Annotated in this window: 27 protein-coding genes and 1 other annotated feature; of the genes, 25 read left to right on the forward strand and 2 right to left on the reverse strand. The window is 39.4% G+C overall.

Going from position 1 to position 23,459, the window contains the following annotated elements:
• The first annotated feature begins 180 nt into the window (after positions 1–180).
• Entirely contained in the window at positions 181–531 is a 351-nt protein-coding gene (locus IGJ19_RS03920; RefSeq protein ID WP_430604430.1) for a hypothetical protein, read from the forward strand.
• Positions 532–601: 70 nt separating this feature from the next.
• Here the strand turns inward: IGJ19_RS03920 and IGJ19_RS03925 are convergent, their stop codons facing one another.
• Positions 602–1,138, reverse strand: a complete 537-nt coding sequence (locus tag IGJ19_RS03925; protein ID WP_108145744.1) for a TetR/AcrR family transcriptional regulator — start codon at positions 1,136–1,138, stop codon at positions 602–604.
• Between the two features lie 146 nt (positions 1,139–1,284).
• On the opposite strand from IGJ19_RS03925, the gene IGJ19_RS03930 reads away from it, so the two are divergent.
• The 4 genes from IGJ19_RS03930 (at position 1,285) to IGJ19_RS03945 (ending at position 4,748) form a co-directional block, all read left to right on the forward strand.
• Entirely contained in the window at positions 1,285–1,890 is a 606-nt protein-coding gene (locus IGJ19_RS03930) for a GNAT family N-acetyltransferase (RefSeq protein WP_430604431.1), read from the forward strand.
• A 283-nt stretch (positions 1,891–2,173) separates the two neighbouring features.
• Positions 2,174–2,533 carry a DUF1304 domain-containing protein gene (locus tag IGJ19_RS03935; RefSeq protein WP_071866976.1) on the forward strand — a complete coding sequence of 120 codons (360 nt, stop codon included), beginning with the start codon at positions 2,174–2,176 and terminating at the stop codon, positions 2,531–2,533.
• Between the two features lie 123 nt (positions 2,534–2,656).
• On the forward strand, positions 2,657–4,291 hold the full coding sequence (locus IGJ19_RS03940) for a SulP family inorganic anion transporter (protein ID WP_071866975.1): 1,635 nt from the start codon (positions 2,657–2,659) through the stop codon (positions 4,289–4,291).
• A gap of 82 nt (positions 4,292–4,373) precedes the next feature.
• Complete coding sequence (locus IGJ19_RS03945) at positions 4,374–4,748, forward strand: MerR family transcriptional regulator (protein WP_010736015.1); 375 nt, start codon at positions 4,374–4,376, stop codon at positions 4,746–4,748.
• 70 nt (positions 4,749–4,818) lie between these two features.
• Here IGJ19_RS03945 and IGJ19_RS03950 read toward each other — a convergent pair whose 3' ends face one another.
• Positions 4,819–5,463, reverse strand: coding sequence for a uracil-DNA glycosylase (locus IGJ19_RS03950; RefSeq protein ID WP_071866973.1), 645 nt, complete (start codon positions 5,461–5,463; stop codon positions 4,819–4,821).
• A gap of 127 nt (positions 5,464–5,590) precedes the next feature.
• Positions 5,591–5,670, forward strand: a sequence feature (ribosomal protein L21 leader region).
• A gap of 20 nt (positions 5,671–5,690) precedes the next feature.
• Between IGJ19_RS03950 and rplU the strand changes: the two genes are divergently transcribed.
• The 20 genes from rplU to recN all read left to right on the forward strand — a co-directional run bounded on the left by rplU (position 5,691) and on the right by recN (position 23,194).
• Positions 5,691–5,999, forward strand: coding sequence for a 50S ribosomal protein L21 (gene rplU, locus IGJ19_RS03955; RefSeq protein WP_019723824.1), 309 nt, complete (start codon positions 5,691–5,693; stop codon positions 5,997–5,999).
• Between the two features lie 28 nt (positions 6,000–6,027).
• The gene (locus IGJ19_RS03960) at positions 6,028–6,372 is read left to right on the forward strand and encodes a ribosomal-processing cysteine protease Prp (RefSeq protein WP_010736012.1); all 345 of its coding nucleotides are present in this window, start codon (positions 6,028–6,030) and stop codon (positions 6,370–6,372) included.
• A 12-nt stretch (positions 6,373–6,384) separates the two neighbouring features.
• Positions 6,385–6,678, forward strand: coding sequence for a 50S ribosomal protein L27 (rpmA, locus tag IGJ19_RS03965; RefSeq protein ID WP_010736011.1), 294 nt, complete (start codon positions 6,385–6,387; stop codon positions 6,676–6,678).
• A 378-nt stretch (positions 6,679–7,056) separates the two neighbouring features.
• A complete protein-coding gene (locus tag IGJ19_RS03970) occupies positions 7,057–9,912 on the forward strand; it encodes a sigma 54-interacting transcriptional regulator (RefSeq protein ID WP_142432943.1) in 2,856 nt (951 codons plus the stop codon).
• A 163-nt stretch (positions 9,913–10,075) separates the two neighbouring features.
• Complete coding sequence (locus tag IGJ19_RS03975) at positions 10,076–10,567, forward strand: mannose/fructose/sorbose PTS transporter subunit IIB (protein ID WP_066026051.1); 492 nt, start codon at positions 10,076–10,078, stop codon at positions 10,565–10,567.
• Between the two features lie 100 nt (positions 10,568–10,667).
• The gene (locus IGJ19_RS03980) at positions 10,668–11,639 is read left to right on the forward strand and encodes a mannose/fructose/sorbose PTS transporter subunit IIA (protein ID WP_071865918.1); all 972 of its coding nucleotides are present in this window, start codon (positions 10,668–10,670) and stop codon (positions 11,637–11,639) included.
• Positions 11,640–11,671: 32 nt separating this feature from the next.
• Positions 11,672–12,478, forward strand: coding sequence for a PTS mannose/fructose/sorbose transporter subunit IIC (locus tag IGJ19_RS03985; protein WP_071865919.1), 807 nt, complete (start codon positions 11,672–11,674; stop codon positions 12,476–12,478).
• A gap of 16 nt (positions 12,479–12,494) precedes the next feature.
• Positions 12,495–13,409, forward strand: a complete 915-nt coding sequence (locus IGJ19_RS03990; RefSeq protein ID WP_019724014.1) for a PTS system mannose/fructose/sorbose family transporter subunit IID — start codon at positions 12,495–12,497, stop codon at positions 13,407–13,409.
• 315 nt (positions 13,410–13,724) lie between these two features.
• Positions 13,725–14,099 (forward strand): DUF956 family protein, encoded by a 375-nt coding sequence (locus IGJ19_RS03995; protein ID WP_115357416.1) that lies wholly within the window; start codon positions 13,725–13,727, stop codon positions 14,097–14,099.
• Positions 14,100–14,176: 77 nt separating this feature from the next.
• Positions 14,177–14,422, forward strand: a complete 246-nt coding sequence (locus tag IGJ19_RS04000) for a GlsB/YeaQ/YmgE family stress response membrane protein (protein WP_010736004.1) — start codon at positions 14,177–14,179, stop codon at positions 14,420–14,422.
• Between the two features lie 152 nt (positions 14,423–14,574).
• A complete protein-coding gene (locus IGJ19_RS04005) occupies positions 14,575–15,639 on the forward strand; it encodes a M24 family metallopeptidase (RefSeq protein ID WP_142432944.1) in 1,065 nt (354 codons plus the stop codon).
• Positions 15,640–15,851: 212 nt separating this feature from the next.
• Complete coding sequence (locus tag IGJ19_RS04010; protein WP_010736002.1) at positions 15,852–16,277, forward strand: Asp23/Gls24 family envelope stress response protein; 426 nt, start codon at positions 15,852–15,854, stop codon at positions 16,275–16,277.
• Positions 16,270–16,719 (forward strand): transcription antitermination factor NusB, encoded by a 450-nt coding sequence (nusB, locus tag IGJ19_RS04015; protein WP_010736001.1) that lies wholly within the window; start codon positions 16,270–16,272, stop codon positions 16,717–16,719. The genes IGJ19_RS04010 and nusB overlap by 8 nt, the downstream gene beginning before the upstream one ends.
• A 94-nt stretch (positions 16,720–16,813) precedes the next feature.
• Positions 16,814–17,668, forward strand: coding sequence for a bifunctional methylenetetrahydrofolate dehydrogenase/methenyltetrahydrofolate cyclohydrolase (locus IGJ19_RS04020; RefSeq protein WP_071865922.1), 855 nt, complete (start codon positions 16,814–16,816; stop codon positions 17,666–17,668).
• Entirely contained in the window at positions 17,665–19,005 is a 1,341-nt protein-coding gene (xseA, locus tag IGJ19_RS04025; RefSeq protein ID WP_071865923.1) for an exodeoxyribonuclease VII large subunit, read from the forward strand. The genes IGJ19_RS04020 and xseA overlap by 4 nt, the downstream gene beginning before the upstream one ends.
• A 1-nt stretch (position 19,006) precedes the next feature.
• The gene (locus tag IGJ19_RS04030) at positions 19,007–19,234 is read left to right on the forward strand and encodes an exodeoxyribonuclease VII small subunit (RefSeq protein ID WP_010735998.1); all 228 of its coding nucleotides are present in this window, start codon (positions 19,007–19,009) and stop codon (positions 19,232–19,234) included.
• Positions 19,231–20,118, forward strand: a complete 888-nt coding sequence (locus IGJ19_RS04035; protein WP_142432945.1) for a polyprenyl synthetase family protein — start codon at positions 19,231–19,233, stop codon at positions 20,116–20,118. Before IGJ19_RS04030 ends, IGJ19_RS04035 begins: the two co-directional genes overlap by 4 nt.
• 8 nt (positions 20,119–20,126) lie before the next feature.
• A complete protein-coding gene (locus IGJ19_RS04040) occupies positions 20,127–20,948 on the forward strand; it encodes a TlyA family RNA methyltransferase (protein WP_010735996.1) in 822 nt (273 codons plus the stop codon).
• A gap of 99 nt (positions 20,949–21,047) precedes the next feature.
• On the forward strand, positions 21,048–21,497 hold the full coding sequence (locus tag IGJ19_RS04045) for an arginine repressor (RefSeq protein WP_010735995.1): 450 nt from the start codon (positions 21,048–21,050) through the stop codon (positions 21,495–21,497).
• Positions 21,498–21,514: 17 nt separating this feature from the next.
• The gene (gene recN / locus IGJ19_RS04050) at positions 21,515–23,194 is read left to right on the forward strand and encodes a DNA repair protein RecN (protein ID WP_071865925.1); all 1,680 of its coding nucleotides are present in this window, start codon (positions 21,515–21,517) and stop codon (positions 23,192–23,194) included.
• Positions 23,195–23,459: the final 265 nt, after the last annotated feature.

Consider the following 23,459-nt stretch of genomic DNA (forward strand, 5'->3'; position numbering starts at 1 on the left):
AAGAATTTTTTTAATCATTACCTATTTTTTTGAAGTTTTTTCATTTGGATCAATATAGGGAAAGTAGATATCTATGATAAAATAAAGTAACAACATCAACTGGACGATTAATAAGGACCGATGTTCCTTAGATCGAAAATCGAATGGGTGTATTTCAAGAGAGGAGAAAGGGAAGCGCTTATGTTAATCACCAAAAAATGGATGGATCGTTTAACAGGTCCGTATCGATCATCAGGAATGTTTCGCTGTTTAGCGGAATCTCAGAGTTTGGACAGTATCAGTAGTAAAGTGATTTTATTGATCGATGAGACCAAAGTGACGATTTTATTTTTGAATTTTTTTCAAACGAAGGTTATTGATCATCTCACGTATGAACGCACAGCGATCGAAGAGGAACAAGTCACATTAGGTGGCGGTTTATCAGTTATCTGGCGTTTTTCCACTGGCAGTAAACATTGGCGGTTTCGAATCATCAAAAAAATCATCCCTTTAGGTGATGAACAAAGAGAATTTTTGATGCAACTCGAGTAAGGATATCACTTACGAAAAAAGAAGAACACTAGCAACGATATTGTCGTTCCATAGTCGTTCTTCTTTTTTATTAAAACCGTGTGATGATGTCATCTAAAATAGCAATCAATTCTTCTTTCTCCACGTTTAGATTTCCATTGATCCACTCAGTCAGGACACTGGTAGTGCCGGAAATAGAAAAAAGAACCTCTACTTTATTTTTGATATCTTTCATATCTAATTGTTCTTCGTCCATGATTCTTTTTATCAGGATCTGCGTAAGTTGGACAGAGAGTTCATCATCCATGAAATCATTGAAGAAAAAGTGAAAAACAGCTTTGTTCTCATCTACATGATTGACTAAAGTATGGACGAATCGGCGAAAGTCATATTGCTCTTTGTTGGGGTAAGTTTGATCGAAGATATCTGTCAGTGTACAAATCGATTCTTCAATGATTTTTGAACGCAAATCATAGATATCCTCATAGTGAGTATAAAACGTCCCTCTCCCGATATCTGCTTGTTGTGAAAGCTCCGCAATCGTGATTTTATTGATGGGTTTTTCTTTCGTTAAATCTAAAAAGGCTTGTTTGATTGCGTACTTCGTTCTTTTGCTTCGACGATCCATTTGTATCTCCTTTTTTAGACAGTATCTTTCTAAGTGTTCATTATTGGACAGATGTTGAATCATTGCCTATAGGAAGTCACTTTTTAAGTAATTATAATAAAGTTACGTAAAGAAAGAAAGTTTTGTTTCAAAAGGAGTAGATGGATATGGAAAAATTAACGATTCGTTCAATTGATAGAAAAGACTTAAACAAAGCAAGTGAATTTGCAGCACAAGGGATGAATTTTTCGAGCTATACAGAAAATCCTATTGCACTTTATCTCTATCGTCAGTATGCATTTACAGGCGCATTGATGAAATCAACCGTCACATTAGGTGCGTATCTAGACGGTCAATTTGTCGGCTTTCTTTTTGCTCGCTTCGATGGGGAAACAAAAGTGCCTGTTGGATGGGGGAGACGCTTGTTTGTCAACGTAGCAGAAAAATTGATGGGATTGACCGGATATCGAGAGGCGATAGGAACTTATGACCAAGCCAATCAAACAATGTATCATGAATTTGCATCCACTTATCCAGAAGGCGAAGTCACTTATTTTGCTGTTGATCCCACATTGAAGGGGAAGCGGATTGGTTCACGCTTGTTAGAAGAAATAGAGAGACGCTATAAAAATAAGCGAATATTTCTCTATACAGACTCTAACTGCAACTACCAATTTTACTTAAAAAAAGGATTTACCATTTTTGGTCGCCAACCAGTTGATCTAGGTGGAGGAGAATCAATGACCTGTTACTTATTAAGCACGACCTTATGACTAAATAAAGACTACTGCTACAGGTCGGGACAGAAGTGTTTAGTCTTATTTCCGAAGAGGTTACTTCTGTTCCCGCCGTTTATTCAAGTTTTATAATATGCAAAAGGAGTAATATCCCCGTCACTTGTTTGTATTGTTACACTCTTGATTTTTGAGAGTAAGTTGCAGAAAAAAAACAACAGTTCCTTTATAATCAAAGAGAGATCGTTTTCGGTTGGTACTCATAGCAATGATCCAGCTAAAAAAAACGATCAATCACCGATTTTAGAAAGGAAGAAAATAGATGACATTATTATCTCAAATTTTAGTTACACTTGTTGCCTTGGAATTTCTTTATATCATGTATATTGAAACTTTTGCGACGGAATCTGCCACAACTAGTCGAGTATTCAACATGCCGAAGGAAGAATTACAACGTCAGTCAGTACAGACTTTATTTAAGAATCAGGGGATCTATAATGGTTTACTTGGTGTGGCATTGGTGTACGGCGCTTATTTTTCAAATGCACCAAAAGAAATCACGGGGCTATTGCTGATCTATATTTTGCTTGTAGCTGCTTATGGTAGCTTGACTAGTGATCGCTTGATCATCGTCAAACAAGGTGGGTTAGCGGCGATTGCACTCATTACGTTATTCTTTTAGGATATAATGGAAAAACAGCTGAAAAAATTATGAAAGTTTGTGAAAAAACTTACTTTAATCAACAAAATATGCTATCCTGTAACGTGCATTTCATCAATTTTTTATGAAAATGGGGTAGTAGTGTTGTTAAAGAATTATATTGGTTTATTGAAAAAAGAATTTTCTGGTTATAATCTTTCGGTATTTCAAAAAGATTTATTGGCAGGTATTACAGTCGCGGCGGTTGCCTTACCACTCGCTTTAGCCTTCGGTGTTTCAAGTGGGGCAGATGCAGCTGCTGGTCTGATCACTGCTGTAATTGCTGGTCTAGTCATTGGTGGTTTATCTGGTGGGTTCTATCAGATTTCTGGTCCTACTGGCGCGATGGCAGCAATCTTGATGTCGATTGCCGCAAAACAAGGAATGCAAGGTGTCTTGCTGGCTACTTTTTTGGCTGGAGTTCTTTTACTCGCTGCGGGTGTCTTGCGATTAGGAACGCTGACTTCATTTATCCCTGCACCTGTCATCACAGGGTTTACTTCTGGTATTGCAATCATTATTGCTTTAGGTCAGATCGATAATTTATTCGGTGTTCACTCAGAAGGGGCCAATGTGATGGAAAAATTGGCTAGTTATCAAAACTTAGGCTTTGAAATTTCTTTGCCAACGATTTTAATGGGAAGTTTGGTCATTATTGGGATGCTGATCTATCCTAAAAAATGGGGGCAAAAGATACCAAGCTCATTGTTGGCAATCATCCTCACAACTACGTTGATGATGATCGTTGATTGGCCAATTGCGACCGTAGGGGAAATTCCCCAAACGTTGATCAGTAGTAACCGTTTGGTACTTGGTGATTTTAGTTTGTCTGCGATCCAAACAGTGATTGTGCCAGCAATCAGCATTGCACTGTTAGGTATGATCGAAAGTTTGTTGTGTGGTGCCTCGGCAGGCCGAATGGCGAATCGTCAGTTAGATAGTAATCAGGAGTTGGTCGCACAAGGAATTGGTAATCTACTGTTACCATTTTTTGGTGGGATTCCAGCTACAGCAGCCATTGCTCGAACGAGTGTCGCAATCAAATCCGGTGCTCAAACCAGAGTAGCTGGAATGATCCATGCAATCGTATTGTTTCTATCCATGCTTATTTTTGCACCAATCATGTCGAACATTCCGATGCCAGCATTAGCAGGCGTATTGATCGTCACTGCTTGGCGTATGAATGAATGGGAAACAATCAAAGAACTATTCGCTAAAAGATACTGGTCAGCGCTTCTTCTATTTTTCTTGACGATGGGGTGTACAGTGATTTTTGATCTTAGTATTGCGATCGTTATAGGAATTATCAGTGGGTGTGTATTTTTTATTGTTAAGAGTGCAGCCATCACGATTTCAGTAGAGGAAATCGACTGGCAGCGAATGAGTTTGCCGGAAACGAAAAAGTTGGATAATTGGGCAGTTGTTTATATCAGTGGTCCTTTATTCTTCATGTCCGCCGAACGATTGAAAGCGACGTTAACAGAATTAGCAGATAAAGAAGGAATCATTTTTTCAATGCGCGGGGTGCCAAGTATTGATTTGACGGCGCAAAGTTTATTTGAAGAATTTCAAGAAAAAGCTGCTATAAAAGAACAAACGATTATTTACACCTCGTTACAACCAGAAGTGGAAAAGCAATTGCAACATCTTTGGGAAAAACAAAAGACAGAACAACATCTTACGGTGGCTCATGCGCTGGCCTCTTTACACAAACAAACTATGTTAGATAGTGAAATATAGTCAGTTGGTTCGCTAAAAAAATTGTGACTGCCGCCTGTTCTAAGGTAAAATAAGTTTATAGACGTTTGGGAGGTAGGAATGGATGAACATCAAACAAGTGAGTGAAGAAAAAGGAATCTCTGCGGATACGTTACGCTACTATGAACGAATCGGTTTGATCCCACCGGTGAACCGAACAAACGGAGGTATCCGGGATTATACTGAAGAAGATTTACGTTGGGTCGATTTCACCTTATGTATGCGTAGTGCGGGGTTATCGATCGAATCTTTGACTGAATATATTCGTTTATATAGCGCCGGTGATGAAACAATCCTTGCTCGTAGGGATCTTCTTATGGAAGAAAGTGAACAATTGGCAAAAAAAATTGCAGAGATGCAAGCTTGTCAGGAACGTCTCCAAAAGAAAATCGCGCGTTATAACCAAGATTTGGTCAAAGGAGATCCAATCTTAGCTTGATCTAGTCGCTAAAACCTAGAACCAACCAATCGATCATGATTTGTGAGACTGGTTGGTTCTTTTGCTGTCTTTACTTTTTTTCAGCAAGTATTTTTCCAAGTTTTTGCCAATCTTCTAAAATCGTTTCTGTCAGCGTTCGATTATAAAAAATGGCCGCTGGGTGGAAGAGTGGAAGAACACGATACTGTTTAGTGGAAAATTGATAAGCATCATGCGGTGGATTTAACTCTAAGACTGGTCCGGTATATAGTTTTCCGTGATTTTTTGAAATTGTATAGCCATTACCTAATAAACGTTGCAGTCCAATATTGCCTAGCGTGGCAATCAAAGAGGGCTGTATATGTTGTAGTTCGTAATCTAAGATTGGTGCATGAGCAAAAACTTCCGTTTTACTTGGCGTTCGATTCGGATAAACGATCTCTGATTTTTTTGTCCGTCCATTGATGCGTTGGACGATTCGATAAGGACGGCTTCTGACAGCGCTAGTAATATACACTTCATCCCGAGATAACCCGACTGATTTTAGTGCATTCATCAACTCTTTGCCAGCTTGGCCGCTAAATGGAATGTGATTCTCAATTTCTGTTTTACCTGGGGCTTCGCCAACTAACATCAATTTGGGTCGGATAGGACCTTGTCCAGCGACAAATCCTTCCACACGATGTCCTTGAATACGCCGAGTTGCTTCGTCAATCAAATGTTTTGGGTAATCCATAGTATCAACTCCTATTCTCATCCATTATAGAAAGAAATCGTTCAATTGACGAATGATTGGCAAAATAAAAAAGTTGTTGACTAATATAGTAGGATTTGTTATTCTAGTAATGTTGTAATTGTGGTCTCCACAGCTACAACCGCACAGAATGAGTTTGATTAAGTACAGGACACCCTGTCACTCTGGATGGCGAGTCTAAGTATGAAAATAAGGAGGTGCTTTAAAGCATGTACGCAATTATTAAAACAGGTGGTAAACAAGTAAAAGTTGAAGTTGGACAAACAATCTACATCGAAAAACTTGACGTTGAAGCAGGCGAAAAGGTTGTATTTGACGAAGTTATTTTAGTAGGTGGCGAAACTACGAAAGTAGGTGCTCCAACCGTTTCTGGTGCAACAGTTGAAGGTACAGTTGAAAAACACGGCAAACAAAAGAAAGTCGTTACTTTCAAATACAAACCTAAAAAACACTCACACCGTAAACAAGGTCACCGTCAACCATACACAAAAGTGGTTATCGACGCGATCAACGCTTAATCTGCGTTTGAGAAAGAAGGCCTAAACAATGATCAAAGGGACATTTAAACGAAATGACGCTGGTCAAATCGTTTCATTTACTTTGACTGGGCACGCTGATGCCGGTCCTTACGGAAGTGATATCGTTTGTGCAGGTGTTTCTGCCTTAGCGATCAGCACTGTCAATGGGATTTCATCATTAGCTGGTTTTGAACCGATTGTTGACATGAATGAAGAAGAAGGCGGCTATTTATACGTCGAAGTAATTTCACGATTGACACAAGAGCAAAACAATATTGCGGAAATCTTATTGGAGAATCTCCTATTAGGTTTACAATCGATCGAAGCTGAAAACCCAGAATATATCCAAACAAAAACAATTAATGATAAATAGGAGGTGCAGACCATGTTGTTAACAATGAATCTACAATTATTCGCCCACAAAAAAGGTGGCGGTTCTACATCTAACGGCCGTGACTCAGAATCAAAACGTCTAGGTGCAAAACGTGCTGACGGACAAACAGTTACAGGTGGATCAATTCTTTACCGCCAACGCGGAACAAAAATTTATCCAGGTGTGAACGTAGGTATTGGTGGAGATGACACTTTATTTGCTAAAGTTGACGGTGTTGTTCGTTTCGAACGTAAAGGCCGCGACAAAAAACAAGTGTCTGTTTATCCAGTAGCTCAAGAAGCTTAATGAACAGTTGGCTCTATTCCTTGCCTAGCGAGGGATAGAGTTTTTTCATTTTTTCTGAATCACTAATGATTTCCGGCTCAAACAGAGTCAGGCTTTTTTTGCGTTGGGAGAATGACTGGCTGTAAAAATAGTTGGTTTACTATTTTCGCTAGTTCTAACTGGAAAAGATATCCCGCAAAGTAAAAAAGAGGTAATCGTTTTCTGTTATCTGAAAAAATAGTATACGTTTAGACTTGTCTAAATTGCTTAATAAATAAACAACAAATGTTCTTTTTTGTTTTAAGCGTATCTTGTTTTCTTTTTGATATAAATAGTTGACGAATAGTGATTAAATCAATAGTATTAGGTTTTAAGGACAAGAGAAGAGGGGCGAAAATATTGGCAAAACGAATTGACCGAATTTATACGTATGTCAAAGAAAAGACCGCTCATTTATCTATAGAAGAAAATGATCAAGGTGTAACGACCCAAGAGATTGCGGAAGTTTTGGGTATCCAGCGTACTAATAGCAGTAAAGATCTCAACAAATTGGTGCGTGAAGGAAAGTTGAAGAAAACCGATGGTCGTCCGGTTCGGTATGTCTATCAAGAAAGTCCAATCATTGAAAAGCCATTATCCAAATACGTACCTAGTTATAAAGAAGAATTGACTCACGTGAAAAAACCGAGTCTTCAAGTAGATACGAAAGATATTTTTGCCAAAATCATTGGAGCGAATGGTAGTATGAAAAACTCAGTGGAACAAGCAAAAGCCGCCATTTTGTATCCTCCCAGAGGGTTGAACTGTTTGATCACTGGACCGACTGGTTCTGGAAAGACTTATTTTGCTCATGCGATGTTTCATTTTGCTAAAACCAACCATGTGGTGGAAGAAGATACAGAGTTGATCGTCTTTAACTGTGCGGACTATGCTAATAACCCTGAATTACTGATGAGTCATCTTTTCGGGTATGTCAAAGGTGCGTTTACAGGTGCGGAAGAAGAGAAAATGGGAATCATTGATCAAGCGGACGGCGGGATGCTTTTCTTGGATGAAATTCATCGACTCCCACCTGAAGGACAAGAAATGATTTTTTATTTTATGGACCATGGTACCTATAGCCGATTGGGTGAAACAACGAAATCTCATGAAGCGAATGTTCGGATCGTCGGTGCAACGACTGAAGATCCAGGTTCGGCACTACTTGAGACATTTGTGCGCCGTATTCCGATCAATATCAAGTTACCTGCTTTTGATCGACGTCCAGCGAATGAAAAAATCGATTTAGTCAAGATCATGATTGCTCACGAAGCGAATCGTACGCAAAGAAAAATTTCTTTAACAGAAGATGTTGTGAAAGCGCTAATAGGCAGTGTTACTTATGGAAACATTGGACAGTTGAAGTCGAATATCCAATTGGTATGTGCACGAGGATTTCTAAACCATATGAACAAACCTGAAATATCGATTACGATCGATGATTTAACTGAAGGGATTCGTAGTGGGTTGATTCAACTAGCAAGTAATCGAAAAGAGATGGCAGAGTTATCCAAGATACTTGATCCTAAAATCACCGTTTTTCCGAACGATGATGTGATGCAGTTACAGGCAGACTCTTATGAGTTGCCTTATAATCTTTACGACATTATTGGTGATAAAGCTGCTTTGCTCAAGTCAGATGGCTTGGACCAAGAAGCAATCAATCATTTTATCTCAACAGATATCAATATCCATTTAAAGTCATTCTATAAAGATCACGGTTTTTCATTTAATGCAGATAATAAGTTGGCGGAATTTGTCGATCCTAAAATCATTGAAGTAACGAATCAGATTTATCTCATGGTGAAGCAATCTTTGCCATACGAGTTTCAACAAAATTTTATTTATGCGATGAGTCTGCATATCAGTTCTTTTCTAAAACGAATCCATTTAGGAGAAGAACGGCATACGAATGATAATATCCGAGAAATGGCCATTGATTTTCCTGAGGAATACGCACTGGCGAAAGAAGTACGGCAACATATCGAAATGTATTTCCAAGTGGAGATCCCAGAAAGTGAAGATTACTATTTGACTGTATTGCTTGTTTCATTACGAGCCAATCAAGCAAGTGGTCGAATCGGGGTCGTTGTGGCTGCACATGGCAATAGTACCGCAAGCAGTATGGTCCAAGTGGTTCAACAGTTGCTAGATGCGGATAACGTCCGGGCGGTGGATATGCCACTAGACATGGACCCGAAAACTGCTTTAAGTCGGATTGAGCGGAGTGTGCAAGAAGTAGATGAGGGAAGTGGTACGATTCTTCTGGTGGACATGGGTTCGCTCGCGTCTTTCAATGCTCAGATACAGCAAGATACGGGTATCCCTGTCCGAACAGTCGATATGGTCACGACTTCTTTAGTTTTAGAAACAGTACGTAAAGTGTCGGTGCTGGGAACAGATCTTGACTTGCTTTATGAATCCTTGAAGAATTTCCGAGGGTATGCTGAAGTCTCAAGTGGAAATGTTGCAGAAGCGGACGACAAGCAACGAAAAGCCGTAGTGGCCATCTGTGCCTCAGGAGAGGGAACAGCACAGCGAATCAAATCGTTGATCGAGCGTGCAGTCAGTAAAAGACAAGAAGCTCAATTGGAAGTGATTGCTTTGTCTATCGTCGATTTGAAAACTAAGCTACCAAAGATCCAAAAAAATTACCAAATCATTGCGACGACTGGGATCACGGACCCGCATATCGATGCACCATTCATTCCTTTGGAAAGATTTATTGATCAAAACATTGAGGTGATTTTAGATCAATTACTGTTAGAGTCAGAGTTAGATGAAACCGAAGATGTTTTATTAAATGAAGAAACAGCCAAAAGTACATGTGTGTCATTTATCGCAGATAATTTTACATTTATCAATGGAGAAAAGTTAATCGATCCTCTATGGAAATTTGCAGATGGGTTAATGGATTCAGCAAGCATTGATGTAAAAGAATACGGATTTATGATCAACCTTGTTCTACATGCGGCGGGAATGATTGAACGTGTCATCTTAAATGAACCGCTCTCTTTAGAAAATCAAGATAATCGTTCGATTAAAAACGATCTGCTCTATGTTAAAATTGTTAAGCCACTAAATGATTTAGAAGAAAAGATCAAAGTCAAGTTTCCGTTAGAAGAAGTGTATTATCTATTGAAAATGATCACTAACCATTTAGAGAAAAAAGAATACACTAATGAAGATATACACAAAAACGATACACTAAAGTAGTGTGTCGTTTTTGTGTATTGTATAAGAAACCATTAAATAAAGCAGTGTATCTTTTAAAAGTTGGCACGGTTCTTGCTTTTAATAAAGTGTGCTTAACGGAAATTCTTCCGACAGAAGTGGGGAGATGTTTTGAGTAGTGATTTAATAAAAAGGAGATTTACGAATGGATATTCGATTAGCACGTATAGATGATCGTTTGATCCATGGGCAAGTTGCAACTGTCTGGTCTAAATTGACTGGCGTTGAACGTATCATCGTCATAAGTGACGTAGTAGCGAAAGACAAGTTAAGAAAGTTTCTTTTAAAAGAAGCTGCTCCACCAGGGATCATGGCAAATGTCATCACTGTTGAAAAGATGATCCAGATCTTTGAGAGTGGACTCTTAGCGCGAACGAAAGTGATGCTTTTATTTACTAATCCTAAAGACGTTGAGAAAATTGTCCGAAGTGGTGTCCGAATTGATTCTCTAAATATCGGGGGAATGAGTTTTTCTGAAGGGAAGACCATGATCACAAATTTTGTGTCCGTCGATCAACGAGATATCGAAGCCTTTCATTTTTTGGATGGTCAAGGTGTGGAGTTGGAGATTCGGAAGGTGCCTGCTGATCGGAAAATCTTTTTAATGGAATTACTGACCAAAGCCAAGAAAGCATAAAATTGTTGTTGCGTAACGGTCAAATGTATCTGTTGTCAAAGGCAAGCACTTATTTTTATTTTTGATTTTGTTACAACAAAAAGAAGTAGGAGGTATAAATATGGTAGGGATTATCCTAGCAAGTCATGGGCAATTTGCTGAAGGAATCTTACAGTCGGGTTCAATGATCTTTGGCGAACAAGAAAACGTCAAAGCTGTTGTTTTACAACCGAGTGAAGGTCCAGATGACTTGAGAGCCAAATTAGAAGAAGCAGTCGCTTCCTTCGATAACCAAGACGAAGTCTTATTCTTAGTTGATTTATGGGGCGGAACACCGTTCAATCAATCAAACACATTATTTGAAGAACACAAAGATAAGTGGGCAATCGTAAGTGGTTTGAACTTGCCTATGCTGATCGAAGCATATGCTTCACGTTTTTCAATGGAATCAGCACATGAAATTGCTGCTCATATCATTGAAACAGCAAAAGAAGGCGTGAAAGTCAAACCGGAAGAATTAGAACCAGTAGTAGAAACAAAAGCTGCGGCACAAGAAGCTGCACCTTCAGGAACACCTGGTAAGTTCACTTATGTTTTAGCACGTATTGATTCACGTTTGTTGCATGGACAAGTAGCAACTGCTTGGACAAAAACAACAAATCCAACACGGATCATCGTTGTATCTGATGCTGTAGCAAAAGATGAGTTACGCAAAAAATTGATTCAACAAGCTGCGCCTCCTGGTGTAAAAGCACACGTTGTACCAGTTGAACAAATGATCAAACTTGCAAAAGATGATCAACATTTTGGCGGCCAACGCGCATTGCTATTGTTTGAAAATCCTCAAGATGTCGTACGTGCAGTTGAAGGTGGCGTACCATTAGAAACAGTGAACGTCGGATCAATGGCGCATTCTCCAGGTAAAGTACAACCAAATAAAGTACTTGCTTTCAGTCAAGACGATATTGATTCATTCAATAAATTGAAAGAATCTGGCGTGAAATTCGATGTACGTAAAGTACCGAATGACTCTAAAGGAAACATGGATGAAATTTTGAAAAAAGCGCAAGATGAATTAAAAAATCGTGCTTAATTAATTATCAGAAAAAATGGAGGATTACTATCATGGATTTAAATATTATTCAAGTGATCTTAGTCATCATCGTTGCATTTTTAGCTGGTATGGAAGGAATTCTTGATGAATTTCAATTCCATCAACCAGTTGTTGCATGTACGTTGATCGGCTTAGTAACTGGAAATCTAGTTCCTTGTCTTATCTTGGGTGGTACATTACAAATGATCGCTTTAGGTTGGGCAAATATCGGTGCCGCTGTCGCTCCCGATGCTGCATTGGCATCTGTTGCATCTGCAATTATTTTAGTTTTAGGTGGTCAAGGTTCAGCCGGCGTTTCTTCAGCAATCGCGATTGCTGTGCCACTTGCTGTTGCTGGTTTATTATTAACAATCATTTGTCGTACGATTGCGACAGCGTTTGTTCATTTGATGGATGCTGCTGCAAAAGATGGTAACTTTAGAAAAGTTGAATTATGGCATATCGTTGCTATCTGTATGCAAGGTGTTCGTATTGCGATCCCTGCTGGTTTGATCTTAGCAATCGGTGAAGGTCCAGTAAGAAGCTTACTTGAATCTATGCCTGTTTGGTTGACAGACGGTTTAGCTATCGGTGGTGGAATGGTCGTTGCTGTAGGTTACGCGATGGTTATCAACATGATGGCTACAAAAGAAGTATGGCCATTCTTTGCAATCGGTTTTGTATTGGCAACTGTATCAGAAATCACTCTTATCGGTCTAGGCGCAATCGGTATTGCTTTAGCTCTTATTTACTTGGCACTTTCTAAACAAGGTGGTTCAGGTAACGGCGGAAGCTCAAATACTGGTGACCCACTAGGCGATATCATCGATAACTATTAAAGGAGGCGTTCACGAAATGGCAGAAGAAAGAATTCAATTATCTAAAAAAGATCGTATTTCTGTTTGGTTGCGTTCGACTTTCCTTCAAGGATCATGGAACTACGAACGTATGCAAAATGGTGGTTGGGCATTCTCAATGATCCCAGCGATCAAAAAATTATATAAAACAAAAGAAGACCGTGCGGCTGCGTTGACTCGTCATTTAGAGTTCTTCAACACTCACCCATATGTTGCTTCACCAATTCTAGGGGTGACTCTTGCACTGGAAGAAGAACGTGCAAATGGCGCACCTGTTGATGATGTTGCGATTCAAGGGGTTAAGGTTGGTATGATGGGACCTTTAGCTGGTATCGGTGATCCAGTCTTCTGGTTTACAGTAAGACCGATCCTTGGAGCTCTAGCTGCTTCTCTAGCGATGGCTGGAAATATCTTAGGCCCAATCATTTATTTCGTCGCTTGGAATATCATCCGTATGGCATTTATGTGGTACACACAAGAATTCGGCTATAAAGCGGGTTCTAAAATCACAGAAGATTTATCTGGTGGTTTGTTGCAAGACATTACTAAAGGTGCTTCGATCTTAGGTATGTTCATCTTAGGTTCATTAGTTAACCGTTGGGTATCAATTGGCTTTGCGCCAGTAGTATCAAGCGTTAAACTTGACGAAGGTGCTTACATTGATTGGAGTAGTTTACCTGCAGGTGCGGAAGGTATCAAGAGTGCGTTGGAACAACAAGCAGCTGGACTTTCTCTATCTGACTACAAAGTAACAACATTACAAGACAACTTAGATAGCTTGATCCCTGGATTAGCTGCGTTGTTACTAACATTGTTCTGTATGTGGTTACTGAAGAAAAAAGTTTCACCAATCGTTATCATTCTTGGATTATTCGTAGTGGGTATTGTTTTCCACTTGATCGGATTAATGTAATCTAAGGCAATAAAAGACTAAATAAGCTGTGACAGAAATCGATCATTGATTTTTGTTGCAGCTTTTTTCATAGAATGCGACGAGATTTTACTTCATCTCTCTTCTGATCGAATGGTGGACAATTGTGGAGAACCGTTTGTTAGAGGTAGTATCTATGCTCGAAAAGGCATACTATTTATGATAAGATGTCTTTGATATAGAAGTAAAAAACGCGAAATTAAGAGTAAGGCTAAACTGAACGAATAGCCAAATCATTGAAACGGTACGACTTTTGATTACCGTAACTTTAGATTGATTAGAAATGGAGTGCTTGAAATGGTACAATCGCTGAACACAAAAGTTGACTTAACGATGAATGCGACATCTTATCTAGGTGTGGCAGAATATGGGAAGATCATGATTGGTGACAAAGGTTTTGAATTTTATAATGATCGTGATGCGCGGAAATTCGTCCAGATTCCATGGGAAGAGGTGGATGTCGTGATTGCCTCGGTGATGTTCAAAGGAAGATGGATTCCACGTTTTGCGATTCGCACAAAGAAAAACGGAACCTATTCATTTTCTGCAAAACATCCCAAGGAAGTTTTGCGAGCAATCCGTAAGTATGTTGACCCAAGTCACATGGTTCGCTCTTTAAGTTTGATCGACGTAGTCAAGCGAGGCGTAATCGGTATTTTCAAGCGTAAATGATTTGTAGCTAGCCCTCATCGTTTGCTTGCTATTTATTTCTTATGATAAAATTAAAGAGTAAAGAGGGAGGTTATACGATGAGTTGGTTATGGACATTGATTGTTGGTGCAATCATTGGAGCGATTGCTGGAGCAATCACAAGTAAAGGAAATTCAATGGGATGCATCACAAATATTATTGCTGGTTTGATTGGTTCAACGATCGGTCAAGCGATTTTTGGAAACTGGGGACCAAGCGCTGCTGGTATGGCACTTATTCCATCTATTTTAGGGGCAGTGATCTTAGTTGCAGTTGTCTCATTTTTCTTTGGTAAAAGATCTTAGAAATGAAAGTCTAAAGCGTTTTGACTTGGGTGGAAAGCTCAAGCCAAAACGCTTTGTTCGTTTCTATTGAAGGAATTTATCTTTCCTATGCCTTTAAAAAAGAAAGTTTGCTATAATGATAAAAAGAGTGCAAAGAAAGAAGGAATTTACACATGATGTTACGAGTAGAAAAGTTACGCAAAAAAATGCGAGAAGCGAATCTAGATTCATTTTTAGTGACAAGTCCTTACAATCTCCGCTATTTGACTAATTTTACAGGAACCACTGGGTTAGCGGTCATCACATTAGAGAAAGCCTTCTTTATTACGGACTTCCGTTATACAGAACAAGCAGCTGCGCAAGCGCAAGGTTTTGAGATCATCAAAAATGTTGCACCAATTTTTGAGGAAGTCGCTGATTTGACTCGAAAAGAAGGATTGAAGAATCTAGCGTTTGAAGAACGCACAGTTTCATTTTTAGAGTATTCAGTATTGGAAGAATTACTTGATGCAGAGTTGATCCCAGTTTCTGATATGATCGAAGAATTGCGTGAAGTAAAAGATGCGGACGAACTAGCGGTTATTGAAAAAGCTTGTAGCATCGCTGATATGGCTTATGAACATATCCTTAAAATGATCCAACCAGGGATGACAGAGATCGAGGTCGCGAATCAATTAGATTTCTATATGCGTTCACTAGGTGCATCAGGTGTGTCTTTTGAAACCATCGTGGCAAGTGGTGTTCGTTCAGCAATGCCACACGGAGTGGCTAGCCAAAAGATCATTGAACAAGGGGATTTGATCACGATCGATTTTGGTTGCTACTATGAAGGATACGTTTCTGACATGACACGTACGTTTGCAATCGGCGATCCAGGAGAACAATTGAAAGAAATCTATCAAATCGTTTTAGATGCCCAATTGGCAGTTCTAGAAGCGGCTAAACCTGGAGTGACAGGTATCCAACTTGATGCAGTAGCAAGAGACTACATCAGCAAATACGGTTATGGGGAAGCATTTGGCCACTCCACTGGCCATGGTATCGGCTTAGAGATCCATGAAGGTCCTAATGTATCTGCGCGAGCAGAGAAACCATTTGTTGTGGGTAATGTCATTACGGATGAACCGGGAATCTACTTACCAGGAATCGGTGGTGTCCGGATCGAAGATGACTTATTGATCACTGCTGAAGGAAACCGGGTATTGACTCACTCACCAAAAGAATTGATTATTTTGTGATAATCAGCGTTTTTCAATAAATGTAAATGTCGAAACTCAGACTTTGTTATAGAAAATGGGCTCATTTAATGATACACTATAAGAGAAATCAAGCGATTGTAAACGGCGCGTTTTTTCACGCATGACTGATTTACAGGCGACAGTTTTCCTAGGTACATGACATCGCTTTTGAAGTGAAAGATGTACGTAGGCAAAAGGAGGAATAAATAAAAATGGCAGACGAAAAAAACTTAGTCTTACATGCTAATCAAGATTTAGGAGAAATCGTGATTGCACCAGAAGTGATCGAAGTCATTATCGGTATTGCAGCTTCTAAAGTCGAAGGGGTCTACGGAATGCGTGGGACTTTTGCTAGCAATGTCACAGAATTGCTAGGTCGCGCAGCGCATGGTAAAGGTGTATATTTAGTCAATGACGAAGAAGGTTTGAAAGTTGACTTATATTGTTATTTAGAATATGGCGTATCAGTACCAAAAGTAGCGATGGAAATGCAGGATCGTGTTCACCAAGAAGTACTGTTCATGACCGACATTGCATTAGCTGAAGTCAATATCCATGTCGTAGCAGTTGTACCAGAAAAATTGGAACAACCAGCAATCGATGAACTTTTTGAGGACGAAGAGGAAGAAAATGAATAAAGAGTTATCAAGACACGAGATCCGCGAGATGGCATTACAGGCATTGTTCCCATTAGATTTTAACACTGATCTGACAAAAGAAGATGCAATTTTCAATGCGATCGAGTTGGACCATCAAGAGATGATCAATGAAGAGCAATCAGAATTTGTTCCAGTATATCTAGACACACTAGTTGGTGGCGTCTGTGCAAAAAAAGCATCGTTAGACACGATCATCGAAAAGCATTTAAAAAATAATTGGCGGATCAACCGCATTTCCAAAATGGATCTGATTATTTTAAGAATCGCGATTTTCGAAATGATGTACGTGGATGACGTGCCTGCAACTGTTGCATTGAATGAAGCAATCGAGTTAGCTAAAACATTCAGTGACGACCGTTCACGTAAATTTGTAAATGGTATGTTATCGAATGTGTTAAAAGAATTAGAAGCTGGGGCGTAAGTCCTAGCTTTTTTCTATGATAGTTAGTAAATCTGGTTATGTTACAAGTGGTTTATATGGTAGAATGAAAGCAAAAATATCTGGGAGTGATCGTATGTCAGAATTGATGAATGGAAAAGAATTAGCAGAAAAAATGCAAGCAGAACTTGCGTTAAAAGTAAAAGAGCTTAACGAACGACAGATCAATCCCGGATTAGTTGTTTTATTAGTTGGAGAAAATCCAGCAAGTCAAGTCTATGTTCGTAACAAAGAACGAGTTGCGAATCAATTAGGTATTTATTCAAAAGTAGAGCGTTATAGTCAAACAATCTCCGAAGATGAGCTTCTAAATGAAATTGAAAAATATAACAAGGATCCACGGTTCCATGGAATCCTTGTACAATTGCCTTTACCAAAACATATTGATGAAGAGAAAGTGTTATTAGCAATCGATCCTAAAAAAGATGTTGATGGCTTCCATCCATTGAATCTAGGACGTTTATTTGCAGGGAATCCTGATAAGATCCCTTGTACGCCTTATGGAATCATGAAGATGTTTGAGGCATATGATATTGATTTGACTGGCAAGCGTGCAGTAGTGATCGGTCGCAGTAATATTGTCGGTAAACCCATGGCGCAACTTTTGTTGATGGCTGATGCGACGGTCACCATTGCTCATTCAAAAACGAAAGACCTTGCAGCGTTAACTCGTGAAGCAGACATACTCGTAGTGGCTATTGGGCGTGGCCATTTTGTGACAAAAGACTTTGTCAAACCAGGGGCGGTAGTTGTCGATGTGGGGATGAATCGTGATGAGAATGGAAAACTGATCGGCGATGTCAAATTTGATGAAGTCGCTCCTCTTGCAAGCTATATCACGCCTGTGCCTAAAGGAGTAGGTCCAATGACGATCACGATGTTGATGGCACAAACGGTCCAATCAGCTGAAGCAGAGCGAGGAGAGTTATGACGCAAGAATATTTAACAGTTACCACCTTAACCAAATATTTAAAACGAAAATTTGAAGCAGACCCATATCTGGAAAGAGTTTATCTAACTGGTGAAATCTCAAATTTCCGTATGCGAGCGAATGCGCATCAATATTTCAGTTTAAAAGATGATCACGCAAAAATCTCTGCGATCATGTTCAAAGGTGCTTTCCAAAAGTTACGTTTTCAACCAAAAGAGGGCATGAAAGTGTTGGTGATTGGTCGGATCTCCCTTTACGAAGCCAGCGGTTCTTATCAAATTTACGTGGAACATATGGAGCCAGATGGTGTTGGTGCGTTATACCAAGAGCTAGAAGAACGAAAAGAAAAATTGATGAAAGAAGGTCTATTTGCTGGACCTAAAATGGCATTGCCGAGATTTCCAAAACGCATCGCCGTTTTAACAAGTCCTAGTGGTGCGGTCATTCGTGATATTATCACGACGGTCAAACGCCGTTACCCAATCGCGCAACTTGTTTTGTTCCCAACTGTTGTGCAAGGAAACCAAGCAGCAGATGATGTCGTCCGCAATATCCAACGCGTTGAAGCGTTAGGAAATTTTGATACAATGATCATCGGACGTGGTGGTGGTTCGATCGAGGATCTTTGGCCTTTCAACGAAGAACGGGTGGCTCGTGCGATTTATCAAGCAAAAACACCGAGCATCTCTTCTGTCGGTCATGAGACAGATACGACGATTGCTGACTTAGTGGCTGATGTTCGAGCAGCGACACCGACAGCAGCAGCTGAGTTGGCTGTTCCAGTATTATCGGAAGAGTTGATGCGGATCAAGGAAAGACAAGCCCGCTTAGAGCAAGGGTTTTTACGCCAGATCCAACGAAAACAAGAGCGGTTTGCCCGCTCAAGACAATCCTATGTCTTTCGCCAACCTGAACGTCTCTACGAGGGACAAACGATCAAACTAGATCAATTGCGGCAACGCTTGTATCAAGCAACGCAACAAATTTACCATGCAAAAGAAAAACAAACCATGACCTTAAGTCATCAGTTGCAACAAGTTGCACCCATTTATCGAGTGAAATCAGCCAAGCAAGAAACAAGCTACTTAGAAAAACGACTAGAAGAAAAAATGTACCAATATATGCAACAACAGCAACAAAAGTTTCAACAGACGGTTCAATCACTTGATTTACTTAGTCCTTTAAAAATCATGGGTAGAGGGTATAGTTACACCACGTTGCATGATCAAGTGGCAAAAAGTGTCGATGAGATCCAAGTCGGTGATGAGTTAGTCATTCATTATGCAGATGGACAGGTCAAAGGTAAAGTGGAACAGATCAAAAAGGAGACAGAATAAGATGGCAAATCCAACATTTGAAGAATCATTGCAAGAATTAGAAAAAATCGTCATGCAATTAGAGCAAGGAGATGTTCCTTTAGAATCAGCGTTAGATGCGTTTAAAAGAGGGATGGAATTAAGTAAGCAATGTCAAGATACTCTTTCTAAAGCAGAAGAAACCCTCACAAAAATGATGACTGAGACGAATGAAGAGATCACTTTTGACGAGAAAGAGGGGACACAATGAATCTAACCGATTTTTCTGCGACTCACCTTCCTTTGGTAGAAGAAGAAATGGTTTCTTTCATTACGGAATATACTTCGGATGAACGCTTAAAAGAAAGTATGATCTATTCGATCCATGCAGGAGGGAAAAGAATCCGTCCACTTGCTTTATTAGCAACCGTGGCTTCTTTTGATGCCAAGATCGATACTTCAGCTTATCAAGTGGCAGCAGCATTAGAGATGATCCATACGTATTCATTGATCCATGATGATCTTCCAGCAATGGATAACGACGACCTGCGTCGAGGAAAACCAACCAATCATAAAGTCTATGGGGAGGCAATCGCAATTTTAGCAGGGGATGGATTATTGACGGGTGCCTTCCAGTTGATCAGCATGACCCACTTAGCGAACTCACCAAAATTGTTATTATTGCAACAATTGGCTGTTAGTGCTGGGACACAAGGCATGGTTGCAGGACAAGCGGCAGATATCCAAGGAGAAATGAAAGATTTGACGCTAGAAGAACTAGCATTGATCCATGAACGAAAGACTGGACGTTTGATACGTTATGCTTTGCTAGCAGGTGGGATTTTAGCAGAACAACCAGAAGAAGTTTTGGTACAATTACAACAAATTGCCGCTCATCTTGGGTTAGCTTTTCAGATCCGTGATGATTTATTGGATGTGACTAGTACGACAGAAGCATTAGGAAAAACAGCTGGCAAGGATGAACGAGCGGATAAAAATACGTATCCACGCTTATTAGGGATCGAGCAGACAAGAGCTGCGTTACAACGAGAAATCCATTCCGCCAATAGGATCATTGCCAAGTTAGAACAAGAAGTTTGTTCATTTGATGGAGAGATTCTTCGTCAGTTGGTCAAACGATTTGATGAGAAGTGAGGAAGAGGATGGAAAAAGAACGAGTAGATGTATTAGCCGTCAAACAAGGGCTATTTGAAACAAGGGAACAAGCAAAACGTTCCGTGATGGCAGGATTGATCTATAATGAGAAAAATGAACGTTTTGATAAACCAGGAGAAAAAATCCCCGTTAGTAGTGAATTAAAAGTCAAGGGGAAAAAATTACCGTATGTTTCTCGTGGTGGGTTAAAACTAGAGAAGGCATTAAAACAATTTGATCTAACAGTCAAAGATAAAGTATTGCTTGATATTGGGGCATCCACAGGAGGGTTTACCGATGCTGCCTTACAAAATGGAGCAAAAATGAGCTATGCCTTAGATGTAGGCTACAATCAGTTAGCATGGAAAATCAGACAAGATCCAAAAGTGGTCGTGATGGAACGTGTTAACTTTCGTTATGCAAAACCTGAAGACTTTGATCAAGGTGTACCAGAAGTCGCTGTCATTGATGTATCATTCATCTCTTTGAAGCTGATGCTACCGCCATTACATGCAATTTTGAAGCCAGAGGGTGAAGTAATTGCATTGATCAAACCACAATTTGAAGCAGGTAGAGAAGCGGTCGGTAAAAATGGCATTGTTCGAGAAGCGACAACCCATCAACAAGTCATCGAACAAATTTTGACGTTTGCCACAGAGCAAGGGTTTGATGTATTAGATCTAAGTTACTCTCCTATTACAGGTGGAGAAGGAAATATTGAATTTTTAGCGCACTTAAAAAAAGTATCAGATAAAGGAACGATCTATGCGAACGTTGATCCAGCTCACATCGTTGAAATGGCTCATGAACAATTCACGCATAAGCGATAGTCTAGAAATTGACAAAAAAGACTATGAGTTCTTCTTTATTAAGCGCTTAAAATAAGCTATCATTGAAAGAAGAAGGATTGGTGAAGGAGCGGATTGAGCATGAGAAAAAAAGATCGACATCGTTTGATTACTCGATTACTAAATGAACAAGATATACGTAAACAAGAAGAATTTGTTGAAATATTAAAAAATAAAGGGATTTCTGTTACACAAGCAACGATCTCAAGAGATATCAAAGAGCTTAAATTGATCAAAGTTCCCGCAGTTGATGGTGGCTATCGCTATAGTCTGCCTGCTGAAACAAGTGAAGATGTGAGCACAAAGCTAGAAAAACTATTGAAGGACGCATTTGTAGCAGTTGACCAGATGGAAAAATTTGTTATTTTAAAGACTTTACCGGGCAATGCTTCTGCAGCTGCAAATTTAATCGATAAACGTTACAAAAAAGAATTGTTCTCGATCATCAACGATGATGACAATGTGTTGATGATCACACGATTGGAAGAAGATGCTGTTCAATTAAAGAAAGATTTTCTGCATTACCTTTAATCTAAGGAGTGATTGCAATGCTACAAGAAATCAGTATCACCAATTTTGCGATTATTCCTGAATTGCGTTTGTCGTTTCATGAAGGAATGACAGCATTAACAGGAGAAACCGGAGCCGGTAAGTCAATTATTATTGATGCTTTGGGCTTATTAGCAGGTGGTCGTGGATCAAGTGATTATATTCGTCAAGGTGCCGATAAATGTATTCTGGAAGGGTTATTTGAGTGGCCTAAACAAGAAGGTTTTGAAGCGCTGATGGAAGAGTTAGGGATCGAGTCTGATGGCTCGAATCTGATCGTCCGTCGAGATATGTCTTTAGCAGGTAAGAATGTTTGTCGAGTCAATGGACATATCGTGACATTAGCGAATTTGCGACGAGTTGGCAGTTATTTAGTGGATATCCAAGGTCAAAATGAGCATCAGGAATTATTACAACCTGAGTCACATCTTGTGTTACTTGATCGTTTTGGGGACTCGACATTCCAACAGAAAAAAAGAGCGTACCAAGAAGCTTATCAAGCGTATCGTGAACTTGAAAGAAAAGTACGTAAGATCCAACAAAACGAAAAAAATTATGTCCAACGTATTGATATGTTGAATTTCCAACAAGAAGAAATCGCAGCCGCTCAATTAGAAGTTGGTGAAGAAGAAAAACTTCGAGAAGAGCGCGATAAATTAAGTAATTATCAAAAAATCGTCGATGGTTTAGCTACTGCTTATGGGGCGCTTAGTGAAGGTGAACAAAGCAGTCTTGATGGGGTGGGAATGGCTGTTTCCGAGATCCAAAGTATTGCCCATCTTGATTCAGAGTATGAAGCAATTTTTGATAATATCCAGAGTGCCTATTATTTATTGCAAGATGCAGTAGGGGATATGAGCAGGCAAATCGATCTGCTTGAACTGGATGAGAATCGTTTGGAAGAAGTGACGCAACGCATGGAAACGATTCGTCAATTGAAGCGTAAATATGGCGATTCAGTTGAAGCCATCTTAGCCTACTATGAAGAAATCACAGAAGAATTGGATTCATCGGATTTTACAGAAAGTCAACTTGATAAAATGAAGAATGAACTGACCCAAAAAGAAGAGTGGGCGTTTCAATGTGCAGAAGAACTCCATCAAGCAAGAAAAGCGATCGCAAGTGACTTAGAACAGTCGATTCTGCGCGAATTAAAGAGTCTTTATATGGAAAACACCGAATTTGAAGTTCGTTTTTCAACGCAAGCAAATGGACGCTTAGATGAGCAAGGTTTTGATATTGTCGAATTTTATATTACGACAAATCCAGGAGAACCATTGAAGCCACTAGTCAAGGTAGCATCAGGTGGAGAATTGTCACGAGTATTACTTGCTCTGAAAACCATTTTTTCTTCTGAACAAGGTGTGACTAGTATCATTTTTGACGAAGTTGATACTGGTGTTAGTGGCAGAGTGGCACAAGCCATTGCGGATAAGATATTGAAAATATCCAAGTATTCCCAAGTACTTTGTATCACGCATCTCCCTCAAGTGGCTGCTGTAGCGGATTATCAATATTACATTGTAAAAAAAGTCGTCGGCGGAAGAACACAAACATCCGTCTCCGAATTAGCCGCAGCTGAAAGAGAAAATGAAATCGCACGAATGTTAGCGGGGAGTGAAATCACGCCTTTAACGATCGAACACGCCAAAGAGTTGTTACGTTTGGCGAAAAAATAAATAGAAAATAAAAATCACCCTTTGCCTACATTGGCTAGGGTGATTTTATTTTGCTTTTTTAGGGAATAGAGGTAAAAAAACAGTTGAAATCTTTCCCAACAGAAAAAATAATTGGTTATTTTTATATTGTATTTTATTATACTTTTTTTATGATTTTGAGAATGAGATTTTTAAATCCAAAAGCTGTCAATAGTCAATCAATAGTTAATCCGCTTACAAAGGTATATTTTTTTAATCATAAAAAATTTTGGTCAATAATGAAAAG

The sequence above is a fragment of the Enterococcus sp. DIV1368b genome, from assembly GCF_050529595.1.
Lineage (GTDB): Bacteria > Bacillota > Bacilli > Lactobacillales > Enterococcaceae > Enterococcus_B > Enterococcus_B mundtii.